Origin of the sequence: Psychrobacter sp. BF1 (assembly GCF_019279065.1) — a bacterium.
GTDB classification, from domain to species: Bacteria; Pseudomonadota; Gammaproteobacteria; order Pseudomonadales; family Moraxellaceae; genus Psychrobacter; species Psychrobacter urativorans.
The window spans coordinates 12,547-24,257 of record NZ_JAGYWV010000012.1; the positions used below are offsets into that span (position 1 = coordinate 12,547).

The window sequence follows — 11,711 nt, forward strand, 5'->3', positions numbered from 1 at the left end:
TATGAAAACAATTAAAGCCCGATGGTTCGATCCCGCAGTTTCGCTATCAATGATTTTAGAGTCTGAAAAAAAAATTGGTTATAAATTCCCAGAATCTTACATAGATATTGTGTCTAAATATGATGCGCTAACTCCTATTGAAGATACTTTTAAATTTATTAATATATATATGGTAATGGAGATGAAAGAGATGTTAATTTCTGTAGCTATAATACTCAAAGTGAACGAGCTAACATTTTGAACGAACAGTATATTTCTGAAGCTGAACATTTTGGTACACCAAACTTAGTAACTTTTGCAATATGTGGCAATGGTGATTATGTATGCTTTGATTACAGGCATAACCCCATCACAGATAATCCAAAAGTGGTTTTAGTCTATCACGATGATTTCGTGGATTATGAAGATGGCAGTAGTCACATGGTGATTAATCATGTAGCAGACTCTTTTGAAGAGTTTATGGAGATGTTACACGAATAGTAAGTTATTTAAGGGTTGAAACCAAAGGACTTGTTAGTCTAATAAATATACGGGTCAAATGAAACAAGCCTCCAAAGATATGTGGGAGTCGATTAAAGATAATCCTGTAGCTAAAAGGAATTTTTCTCAAGAACAATTGAATGACTTAAAATCTGGTAAAAGTAAAGTTGAAGGTTTTACTTGGCACCATAATGCACAATCATCACCTAATACAATGCAACTAGTGCCAGAGAAGTTCCATGATAGAAAAACTGCTCCACACTCAGGACAAAACTCACTAAAAAAGGGGAAGTAAATATGAATTTCGGAGTTTATAGAGATAAGGGAAAAAACAATATTGATGCAATAGAAGCCTTAGAGAGTTTTCTTAATTATAGTCTTCCAGATGCCTATAGAGAAATTATTAAAAATCATGATGGATTGAGAGTGATAAAAGATATCTTTGACTTTATTAATGTTTATGGTCAATCTGATGAAAGAGATGTTAACTTTTTGAGTCTAAAAGAAGAAGAGTCAGAAAATATTTATGAATCTCAGTATGTTTCTAATCCTTTGCATTATGGAACTCCGAACCTAGTTGCATTTGGTATATGTGCTAACGGCGATAATATATGCTTTGATTATAGAGATAATCCAAAAGGTAATAGTCCCAAGGTTGTTCTTGTTTACCATGATGATTATCAGGAAGAAGACGATGGAAGCAGTTATGCGACTATTAATCATGTAGCAGACTCTTTTGAAGAGTTTATGGATATGTTGCACGAATAGTAAGTTATTTAAGGGTTAAAACCAAAGGATTTGTTAGTCTAATAAATATACTGGACAAATAATTAATCCAATAAAAGGCGAGTATTAACTCGCCCTTTATGCATTTTAATAAAGCACTTTACACCCAAAATTCCGATGGTAGTATCAAAGGGTCAGGTAATGGATGGGCAACCAACACCGATAAGTTTACAGAACAGCAATTAAAAGACATGAGATCTAGTAAGAAAAAAATAGAAAGATACACTTGGCATCATAATGCTCAATCTTCTCTCAGTAATATGCAACTTGTGCCTTTTGAGATTCATAAATCACGAGCAGTCCCACATACGGGACAGAACTCAATGAAAAATGGGAGATAATTATGCAGTTAAAAATTTATAGAGATAACGGTATTCTCCCTAAGGAAGTTTTTGGTACTGTAGAAAAAAAATTAAATTATTTGTTTCCAAGGTTATACAAGAAAATAGTTATAAAACATGACGGAATGCGTCTATATAATAACATTTTTGATTTTACTAATGTATATGGGGAAGTAGATGAAAGAGATGTTAACTTTTTAAGTTTTGATAATAGTGAGGTCGAAAATATTCTTGCTGAACAATATGTATCAGACCCTAAGTATGCAGGAGTACCTCACTTAGTAGCATTTGCAATTTGTGCCAATGGTGATTATGTTTGTCTTGACTATCGAGACGATCCAACAGGTGATAATCCTAAAGTAGTATTAATGTATCATGATGATCACATAGAAAATGAAGATGGTACTACTTCTATGGTAGTTAATCATGTAGCAGACTCTTTTGAAGAGTTTATGGATATGTTGCACGAATAATAAGTTATTTAAGTGTTGAAACCAAAGGGTTTGTTAGTCTAATAAATATAATGGACAAATAATTAGTCCAATAAAGGGCGAGTATTAACTCGCCCTTTATGCATTTTAATAAATCACTTTACACCTAAAACCTTGATGGCAGTATCATAGGTCCAAGTGGTGGAAGATTAACCAGTACGGGTAAGGTTGATAACAATGGTGAAGAAATCTATCAGCGTGATAGTGGCGGTTTTTATATTATTGATAAAAATGGCATACAACAACCTGTTAATTCACCCAATGATCATGGTAATACTTTAGGCAATCAGCCTACCGAAATTTATCAAAAGTATGATGCTGAGGGGAACTACCTGAAAACGGGCATTTCGCAAAACGCTAATACTAGATACACAGATGCTGAAATTGATGGTGGAAGAGTTAGAGTAATCGGCGAGCGTCCGCGAAATGAAGCTGCTCAAATAGAGCGCAATATAACTGAACGCAACCCAGGACCTGACAATAAAGAGTCATGGGCGGGAAAACGTGATCCCTCTCATCCCAACTACGACCCTAACTATGTGCCACCACATATAAAAAACAATGCTGACGATTAAGGAGTATAACAATGTATATGATTCAATTTGGTGCTCAATGTGGCAGTACTCAAGCTGACAAAGCAATAGGTTCTTATCATATTTTGTTAAACAAAATATTTTACCAAAAGCAAGACGGGAGTGATTATTTTAAAACTTTACTCTTTTTATCCATTGTTTTTAGAGTGAGTGGTAAACATCAAGACTTTGGATCGGAAGGTGCAGAATTTTTGCAAAAGTCAGCCAGTAGAAATGTTTACACCATCGACTTCGCCATTCCACAAGAGCGCTGGCAGAATAAAACCGATGTAGAGTTACGTTCTTACATTGCCGAAGGGGTCAGATCCTGTTTTGATTTGTTAAAGCAAAAAGTTCTGGAGCTTGATGAAGTCAATAATATAGATAAATTAGAACGAGACTTTGAGCATGGTATGACGCAGTTTATGACTTTGCCACTACCTGAGCTTAAAGGTAAGTGATAAGGATTAGACAATGACTAAAATAGAACTATATAACATTCTAATAGATAATGGTTGGATAATACGCAAAGGCATTGATGACTGTGCTTATAAGCAATTACCAGATAGACAAATTCAAGTCATACCTGGTATTAAAAAATTAATAGAAAAATATCAGGTAATCATGATGCCAAGTGTAAGTACTAAAGACTTTAGCATTTTGGTTGAATACATTTTTGAGAATAAAAAACCGAGAAGAATAGTACATTCTGGTATTATTAGAAATAAACAACAATCTATCTATACTAACAATCCAACAATAGAAGTTATCGAAAAATATCTTAAAGAAATTGAAATGTGGGCACAGGAGCAGGATATTGAAGCAGGTTTACTGAGATACAGTGAGATTCCATTTGATACAAAAGGAATTTATCCGCTATATCATCTAGCGGCTTTAGCCATTACAGGGCAGACAGCACAGCTAGATGAATATTTAGAAAACTTTAAGCAAGGTAATAAAATGACATTTTCTGTTTATATCAAACAAGACTTTATTGAACGAGCATTAGAAGCTAGTAAAGAGTATCAATAGATACTCTTAAATATACTTAGAAGTGATCTTGAAAGAGGTAATAATACACATTAAGTATTATTGCCTTCTTACTTGTTTGAGATGATAGTTTTGAATTGATTTAAAAGCCTAGCCTTTCAAAACTGATGGGGATAATTTAACTACGAATGCTGATTTAATGAAACAAGGTGGATCACCGTATGTACTGAAAAATGGTCAGTATGAGCAAGTTCAGCTTCACCATTCACGCGAAGATGGTCGCGGTGCTTTATTCGAAACTTCTAAATCAACTCATTCAAGTCTCACTAATCAAACTGGTAGACAAGCGGTGCATCCATATTCACCTCAGAGTCATCCAGATTATCCAGTTAATCGCAATACTTTTGACAAAGATAAAGGTCAGTATTGGAAAGATCGCTTAAACCAATTGCAAGGAAAATAATATGAACTCATTCAACATAGTAGAAAAGTTACTATCTAAGCAGGATTATCCTGTAATAGAAAAGAAAATTGAACGTGTCCAAGAAACAAAAGCCATTCTTATAGAGTTTGGCGTTCAAAAAAATAGTGGTTTTTTTAAATTGTATACAAAATATTTTTTAAGGTCTTTAAACTGCCGTTATGGCGCAAGTGAAATAGTTGATCCTCTACCGACAAGAAGTTTCATTCCTAGAGTAAAATTCGCACATGAAGTTTGGGATATACCTGAGAATTACATTTTATTTAGTACAGGTGAAGGTGAAGGCGGTTATTTATATAATATAGAAGATGACAGTGTATGGGATTTCCAGATGGGTCAGCAACAGCAGCTAGCTAATGGCACATTGCCACACTGGGATAGCTTCTATGAATTTATGATTTGGTATTTGACCGATGAAGAAAAGGCCTAATGTCCAGTAATTTTTATTACAAACCCAAAAATTCACATAACCTATATTATTTCTATGATTGGCGGCATTGTATCGTAAAAGGTTTAGATCTAACCATTCAAGGTTGTTTCAGCATACTTTATGCTGATGGAGTATTTTTAGAGTCTATCTTTGCGATTTTAGTCTATTATGATAGTGCAGGTGTAGAGGGCTGTTGGTGGTATTATCCTGATTTAAGCAGTCCTTATCCTGACGATGTTTTTGATGGAGTTTGTTTTGAAATAGGATTCGATAGCCCAGATACAAAAGTTTATGTAAAAGAACAGGTTAGTTTTGATTATGCCAAGAAAGCTTGTAAACGATTTATAGAGCTTCACCCAGAACATGAAGACTTTTTAACAAACATAATTGATAATTGGAAGCCTTTGAACATTAATACCCGTTAAATGAAATCTAGCAAATAAATAATTAGCACGTAGGTTGAAAGGAGCTAGCGACTCCCAACATTTTAAAAAATAAAATAGCATAGCACTGATCAAATATAAAATCATATCTGCCCCTACCGAGGTTGAGCGAGGAGAAAACAAAGCACTGCTTTGTCCGAGTGCAAGGCGAAAGCTGTGCTTGAGTTAGGCACAAAGCCAACTATTAAAGATGAATAACCCACGCCCCGCATATTTCACAACCATTAAAGCACTCAAATCTACAGGCCAAGCTTGTTATCTTTTATCTAATGTATTCTGCAACAGTGGCTACTTTAAGTGCCATACGGTAGCTTGCGATTTTCTTAATCATGGTAAACTCCTCATCCCAGAGTTTTCAAGCTAGTTATCCCATTGAGCTTATCGCTACAGATTCTTCAGCATAGACTCTTTAGCACAGTATAATCTCGTCAAAGTGGACTTTAAGTAGGTATGCGCGGATAGCCAGACAGGCTACCATAGCCTATAATTAGTCAATACTTCTAAGGTGACGATCATAAGGTGACTGGGTAGGTAGATACCTGCTTATTTACAGGATATCTATACCGAACTATGCCAAGCCCGCCATAAAATAACTGTTATACAATAATATCGATATAAGGCACATCGCTATGGAACAAAGACACAACCCTGCGGAACTAACCCAAAACCCGGTGGAATACAGACCGGTATTCATGCCCAAAGTCAATAGTGATAATTTGGTAAAAACCGACATGGTTAGGTTTGAGCGGCATGTGGGATTCTCAAGCGCGCAAAAGAAAAAATCCATCCATGACCTGCATCAAGTTATTCGCAAAAAGTATGGCTTTAAACAAGTATTAGAGCTATCTAGCAAATCTGGTAATAAATTAAGTTTTGCGCTAAGTCCTTTTAGCTTACAGCTAGCCAATGAGTACGATGGTCAACAGTATAGTGTTGAGAATGCTTTGCAAAGCAGTAAGGTTTTTGAGCACGGTGGCCCCTATAGCGACTTGCTAAATGCTCCACCCAGACAAGCCAAAAAAGACGAGCGCTTAATAACTTCCGGTGAAATCATTGGTTATAACTATTTCGGTGTAGAGTGGGACATAGAGCCATTAACGGCGTTTTATGATTGGTTATATGTGAACGCCCTAAAACAAAATCCGCAGCTGCATGAGCAGATTATGCAATATCAAGGCTTTACTGATCTTGAGTTCAATCCCAAAAAATCTATCCATAGTGCTGCTTATGCGCTGGCTATGTTTGTAGCACTCAATAAGCGCGAATTGCTCGATAATATTGAAGACCCAAAAGTGTTTCTTAACTTATATACTGAATTTCAACTCAGCAATACCATCCCTCTTTTGGAAGAGGGTTGGTTCTGATAGTTCGAACAGCTACCGCAGCTGCAAGCTCACTTCTATAACTAAGCCTTTGAGGCCATCTTGACGGTTGCGAGCGTCGATTTGGCCTTCATGAGCTGCCACAATGGCTTGGGCAATAGCTAAGCCTAAACCATAACCGCCGACAGGGCTGCTAGTCTTAGCTTTACCTAGGCTGTTGCTGTTAGCAGTGTCTTGGGTATTCTTTGGGCGTTGTCTAGATACATCTAAGCGTACAAAAGGTTGAAATATACGCTGCAAGTCAGCTTCAGCTATACCGCCACCTTGGTCAATGATACTAGTCTTTAGAATCGGGGCTTGATTGGGCTGTCTAATGCATTGGATCTCAGCACAGACTAAGGTCTGTGGTGCTGAATGGATAAAGGCATTGCGAATGATGTTCTCAAAAGCACTGTGCAGTTGATCTCTGTTACCTAGTACCATAAGAGCACTGTTATAGCTGCCTTTAGCCATACTAGAAGTCAGCGCTTTATTGTCGAGCTGATAGCTCGCCGCCTGGCAGCGCCATTCGATGTGCTTATCTTGAAATTCAAAGCAAACGTCCTGACCAATCTCATCCAGTAGTGCCAGCATGTCTACCGATTCGTAGTCTTCAGGATGCGCGTTATAGCGTTGTAACTGTAGCGACTGAATATGAATAATCTGCCCAATCAACTCATTCATGCGCCCTGATTCCTTTTGAATACGATCAAGGTAATGGGTGGCCTCTGGCGCATAATCGCGAGTGAGCTCAGTGGCAACATCCAATCGAGCCAATGGTGAGCGCAGCTCATGGGAGATGTCACTGAGCATTTGCTTACGAGACAGCTCACTATCGGCCAATCTAGTCGAGAGCTTAGCCACATCTTTAGCTAGTGCGCCTAACTCATCGTCACCCAACTTAGATAATTGATCATCGGCCAAATAGTCCCCGTCACTCATCCGATGCACGGCGACTTGAACTCGGCGTATGCGATTGGATAAAGTGCGGCTCAACCAATAGCAAGCTAGCAGACTAAAGATAAAGATAATGCCAACTCGTACTGGCCAATAAGTTCGCTGTAAGGTTATTAAATCTAGAAAGGGTAGGCGCGGTTGTAATTGTACGGTGTAGTTTTTGCCATCAGTGCTAGCTACCGATATATCTGCCAGTTCTGGATAGTTATTGACGTCCGCCACTACATTTTGGAATAAGTTATTGGCTGGAAAGTTGGGCCGAGTGAGTGGGCTATGCTCCTTATCATCTAAGCGTAGAATACGACTGCCTGCGTATTTAAAGCGCGGCGATACAATTGCCCCTTGTTCATCGAGTATACGTATCTGATCCCTTAGTCCGCGCTCTTTACGATAAGTTTCGACAATAGCATCATAGTTACCGTCTTTTAAATGCTGCACGATATCCTGTCGAATACCCAATAAATAGTCAACTTGTATTGCCATACGAGACTCTAAAGCGCGAGTATTCATCCATCTCTCCATACTTATAGAGATAGCAGAAGTCACTAGTAGCATCAGTAGTAAACTTAAAAACAGTCGCCAAAACAGCGATACAGTAAAAGTGGGCATACGCCGAAGTGGCGAAAATATAGTCATTACAGTACCAGCTGATAGCCTTTACCACGAATGGCTTTGATAGGCTCATGGTGGAAAGGTTGTAGTTTTTTTCTTAATCGAGACACATGCACATCAAGGCTACGATCGAAAGGTTGTAGTTCACGCTGCAGTACGGTCTGCGACAGCCACTCTTTGCTAACTACTTCGCCTTTTTGCTTAAGCAGCGCCACTAGCAAATCAAACTCTGTACCCGTCACTTGTAGCTCGACACCATCAATTTTGCAGATGCGGTGTACTTGGTCAAGTAGTAGGCGATCATGGACTAGCGCGGTAATTTCTACTGCTGATATGCTGGCGCGCTTGACTACAGCATTAATACGAGCCAGTAGCTCCCGTGGATTGCAAGGCTTAGCAATATAATCATCAGCACCAAGCTCTAGGCCAATAATACGATCTATCTCATCACCTTTGGCGGTCAGCATGATCACTGGAATCTGACTAGTAATCGGTAATTGGCGCAGCACATTGAGCCCATCGATTTTGGGCATCATAATATCTAGCACTAATAAGTCATAGCGATGAGCGGGGTCAGGGGAGCGCAGGCGCTCTAGCACTTGCTCGCCATCATAGACGCAGTCGCAGCTAACCTCATGATTGTACAAATACTCTTGCAGCAATTGAGTTAGCTCTTCGTCATCGTCACCGAGTAATATATGAGTCATAAAACAGTCCTGAATTTTAGGGCATGTCATCAATGAAAAGATGAGGATAAAAATGAAATATATTGTGGTCAATCAAAGTAAATTTTGCAAAGAATATCCACGCATTGTTTATAGATATTCAAAGAACGATGGGAATATCGTGGTTTTTTGCCCATTAGATATTAGTCTTAGTCTACTAAATGTTGATAGGGTTAAACGATGACTCAAGCGATGAGGCTGTGTGCTGGCATGTCAAGGTTGCTATAACAGTGACAGATTATAATAAGGATAGCTCATTAGCTGTATCGTTATGTCTTTTAAGGCAGCTGCATGTTCTGAGTTAAAGCGCTCAAAGCGCTCAAAGCGCTTAAGCTATGTCTATCGAAGCAATAATAACGCTATCAGGCTAACAAGCTTACAAGAAATTAGGGCTAAGCCGTGACAATCGTTACCTTTCTTAAAGTTTCATAAATCTATGTAACATCATAATCGCTTATGATTTCAGCTATCGATAGAGCGGTGCTTTATCGCAGTGTTTTGAGAGATCAGTCTTTGAGCTGTAACCACTGATTTTAACTATGGCCTTTAGCCTTTGCTTTTAACTAAAGCCAATCTACAGTTAACTATTGCTAGTTAAACTGCATTCAACAGGAAATCATAATGAAAAATATAACCCTAAAAAATATCGCCTTAAACTCACTATTAGCGAGCGCCGCTTGTGTAGCCGTGATTAGCCCCGCCAATGCTGCGCCTAATAATACAGTAACTGCCACTAGTACCTCTGCGAACGCTAAGCAAATGCCGCAGCACAAAGCTGGTATGGCTAACTATAAAAGCGCGATGTCGCAGCTTAATTTGACTAGCGCTCAGCAAGCACAAATTACGGCTATGAGAGAAGCTAAAAAAGTTGAATATACTAATAATAGAGCACAAAACAAAGTCAAACGTGAACAGATGAGCGCGCAGACGCAAGCCTTAGTCAATGCCAATACGCTAGATACAGCAGCATTAAATCGTTTAGCAGATCAGCATGCTGCTCAAGCCAAACAGCGCTTTATTGATAGAGTGCAGAGCCAACAGGCATTCGCTAAAATCTTAACCGCTGAGCAGCGCACGCAGTTAGAGCAAATCAAAGCGCAACGCATGGCAGAAGGCGGTCATAAAGCTAGAGGCGGCTACAGCCGTAAAGGCGCTTAAATAGCCTACCCGCTAATGCCATTAATAAGTCTTAAGTCTGTTGAGCAATATGCAAATCTATAGCTCAGGGTTTTAAGTCTATAGCTATATCTATAACTCATAAAGAACGCCCTACTGTCGGCAAGATAGTAGGGTTTTTTTGGGTTTGTAGATCTAAGCTTGCTAATAATAAAGGGAATGTTTATTAAAATAAGTTGATTTAAAGCATCTATTGCAAAGCACTGAGCATCGCAGCTAATAAGTAGCTATGCTAGCAGCCTAGGCTGACATGCGCCTGCTAAGTTTATTCAGCAGTCTTTGATAGTGATGGCTAATATTGCTAGTATGTTTAGTTATAACGTCGATCTAAAGTAACGAGTAGGGCCGTGACTGAGGCATTTATTAAAGCAATAATTAAAATGATAAGCACAAAGCCGTATGATTGTTTTTTAGTAGAGTGTCAGCAATGCTCTAGCAGAACCACTAGCAGAGTCTCTAACAGCTGCATAAAGCATTCGATGAAGGGGTGATCGGCCTCGCTTGGCGAGTAGAAAATCATAATGGAAAACGGGTTTGGATCGATACTGATACTACCGATGGAGCAATACAGAACCTAGTACTATCGCCTTGCGTAGTATAGTGTTAACAGTAGTAGGGTGGTTACCCGTTGAGTGGCTGCTGTAATACCAAATCACTAGCCATTAGCCAATAATTGATATTATATAAAGTAGCGGTTATGCGCTTTAGTCACTGTAAGCCTGATTGGTTTTAGGTATTATCATATGTGCATTACCATATAGGTGCGTCGCGGTGCCTTTGTACAGCAATAGCTACTAAACGCTAAGTTTACTTCGCTTAATAATATCAGTATCGTGTATTTCAAAATTAGTTTATTAATAGTAGGAACCTGACATGATTGTCCGGCAAAAACCCAATGCTTTCAAAATACTTTTTACTCTGCGTGGCTCGGTAATCCCTCATATTTATCCTCAGGTGTTACTAATCACTTTGCTTAGCACCTTAATATCGGCTGTTCAGCATTTGATTCCCAGCTACTTCTCCTCTTACAGTGTGGCCCCTTTTACCTTATTAGGTATCGCATTATCTTTGTTTTTGGGCTTTCGTAATAATGCCAGTTATCAGCGCTGGTGGGAGGCTCGGGGGATATGGGGCCAGCTAGTCTATGAAGCACGTAGCCTGACTCGCCAAGTGCTCTCATTTATAGATGAGGACACTGAAACGGGACGCCATACTCAGCGCCGTATGATCAACCTGATTATTGCCTTTACTCATGCCTTACGTCATCGGCTGCGTAATACTGCACCTTGGCAGGACGTTGATCGTTTTGTGGAAGCCGAGTATCACGCCAGTATGCGCCAAGCTGGCAATCTGCCTGAGTACCTACTGCGTCTGCTTGGCCGGCAGCTCGGTTATAGTCGACGTCAGCAATTAACTTCAGACCTTATGATCCAAAATATGGATGAGCGTCTGACTTCTATGACTATTGTTCTGGCCGCTTGCGAGCGTATTCATAATACGCCATTGCCCTTTGCTTATATTCTATTGGTGCATCGCACTACTTATCTGTATTGTTTTATGTTGCCTTTTGGCTTAGCTGCTTCTTTGGGCTGGGCCACCCCATTAGTCTGTGGCGTCATTGCTTATACCTTTTTTGGTCTCGATGCCCTCAGTGAAGAGATTACCGATCCTTTTGGCATAGCTGCCAATCATTTGCCGTTGACTGCTATCTCACGCACTATAGAAATAAACCTGCTAGAAGCACTTGGAGAGAGCGATTTGCCCTCTGAGATAACGGCTAGAGATGGCTACTTCTTACAGTAAGTCGCTAGGCTAAGAATTTTAAAAATTTAAATAGTGCTTTACTGTTGTGGCTGCTAGCTTTTA

The 11,711-nt window shown here is 39.2% G+C and carries 15 protein-coding genes and 1 pseudogene; 14 read left to right on the top strand and 2 right to left on the bottom strand.

Translation table 11 applies throughout. The features are described from left to right. Nucleotide 1 precedes the first annotated feature (1 nt). The 12 genes and pseudogenes from KZA12_RS14935 (at nt 2) to KZA12_RS12350 (ending at nt 6,378) form a co-directional block, all read left to right on the top strand. Nucleotides 2-241 carry an SMI1/KNR4 family protein gene (locus KZA12_RS14935; RefSeq protein WP_256932961.1) on the top strand — a complete coding sequence of 80 codons (240 nt, stop codon included), beginning with the start codon at nt 2-4 and terminating at the stop codon, nt 239-241. Next, nucleotides 238-480 (top strand): SMI1/KNR4 family protein, encoded by a 243-nt coding sequence (locus tag KZA12_RS14940; protein ID WP_256932962.1) that lies wholly within the window; start codon nt 238-240, stop codon nt 478-480. The genes KZA12_RS14935 and KZA12_RS14940 overlap by 4 nt, the downstream gene beginning before the upstream one ends. Before the next feature lie 58 nt (nt 481-538). Then, nucleotides 539-775 carry an HNH endonuclease gene (locus tag KZA12_RS12305; protein ID WP_218690421.1) on the top strand — a complete coding sequence of 79 codons (237 nt, stop codon included), beginning with the start codon at nt 539-541 and terminating at the stop codon, nt 773-775. 2 nt (nt 776-777) lie between these two features. Beyond that, nucleotides 778-1,248, top strand: coding sequence for an SMI1/KNR4 family protein (locus tag KZA12_RS12310; protein ID WP_218690422.1), 471 nt, complete (start codon nt 778-780; stop codon nt 1,246-1,248). 98 nt (nt 1,249-1,346) lie between these two features. After that, on the top strand, nt 1,347-1,607 hold the full coding sequence (locus KZA12_RS15080; protein WP_218690423.1) for an HNH endonuclease: 261 nt from the start codon (nt 1,347-1,349) through the stop codon (nt 1,605-1,607). 2 nt (nt 1,608-1,609) lie between these two features. Beyond that, nucleotides 1,610-2,080 carry an SMI1/KNR4 family protein gene (locus KZA12_RS12320; RefSeq protein WP_218690424.1) on the top strand — a complete coding sequence of 157 codons (471 nt, stop codon included), beginning with the start codon at nt 1,610-1,612 and terminating at the stop codon, nt 2,078-2,080. Between the two features lie 604 nt (nt 2,081-2,684). Then, nucleotides 2,685-3,131, top strand: coding sequence for a hypothetical protein (locus KZA12_RS12325; RefSeq protein WP_201624413.1), 447 nt, complete (start codon nt 2,685-2,687; stop codon nt 3,129-3,131). Nucleotides 3,132-3,144: 13 nt separating this feature from the next. Next, nucleotides 3,145-3,702 carry a hypothetical protein gene (locus KZA12_RS12330; protein ID WP_218690425.1) on the top strand — a complete coding sequence of 186 codons (558 nt, stop codon included), beginning with the start codon at nt 3,145-3,147 and terminating at the stop codon, nt 3,700-3,702. A gap of 154 nt (nt 3,703-3,856) precedes the next feature. After that, nucleotides 3,857-4,123: pseudogene (locus tag KZA12_RS12335) on the top strand (HNH/ENDO VII family nuclease); the annotation flags it as partial. 1 nt (nt 4,124) lies between these two features. Next, complete coding sequence (locus tag KZA12_RS12340) at nt 4,125-4,571, top strand: hypothetical protein (RefSeq protein WP_201624407.1); 447 nt, start codon at nt 4,125-4,127, stop codon at nt 4,569-4,571. Beyond that, complete coding sequence (cdiI, locus tag KZA12_RS12345; RefSeq protein ID WP_201624405.1) at nt 4,571-4,996, top strand: ribonuclease toxin immunity protein CdiI; 426 nt, start codon at nt 4,571-4,573, stop codon at nt 4,994-4,996. Before KZA12_RS12340 ends, cdiI begins: the two co-directional genes overlap by 1 nt. Nucleotides 4,997-5,643: 647 nt before the next feature. Next, nucleotides 5,644-6,378, top strand: coding sequence for a hypothetical protein (locus tag KZA12_RS12350; protein ID WP_201624404.1), 735 nt, complete (start codon nt 5,644-5,646; stop codon nt 6,376-6,378). A gap of 12 nt (nt 6,379-6,390) precedes the next feature. On the opposite strand, the gene KZA12_RS12355 is transcribed toward KZA12_RS12350, so the two are convergent. After that, complete coding sequence (locus KZA12_RS12355; protein WP_218690426.1) at nt 6,391-7,968, bottom strand: cell wall metabolism sensor histidine kinase WalK; 1,578 nt, start codon at nt 7,966-7,968, stop codon at nt 6,391-6,393. Further along, entirely contained in the window at nt 7,968-8,651 is a 684-nt protein-coding gene (locus KZA12_RS12360) for a response regulator transcription factor (RefSeq protein WP_218690427.1), read from the bottom strand. Before KZA12_RS12360 ends, KZA12_RS12355 begins: the two co-directional genes overlap by 1 nt. Nucleotides 8,652-9,290: 639 nt before the next feature. Between KZA12_RS12360 and KZA12_RS12365 the strand changes: the two genes are divergently transcribed. Together KZA12_RS12365 and KZA12_RS12370 are read left to right on the top strand one after the other, a co-directional pair. After that, complete coding sequence (locus KZA12_RS12365) at nt 9,291-9,827, top strand: Spy/CpxP family protein refolding chaperone (protein WP_218690428.1); 537 nt, start codon at nt 9,291-9,293, stop codon at nt 9,825-9,827. Nucleotides 9,828-10,718: 891 nt separating this feature from the next. Continuing rightward, nucleotides 10,719-11,648, top strand: coding sequence for a bestrophin family protein (locus KZA12_RS12370; RefSeq protein WP_218690429.1), 930 nt, complete (start codon nt 10,719-10,721; stop codon nt 11,646-11,648). Nucleotides 11,649-11,711: the final 63 nt, after the last annotated feature.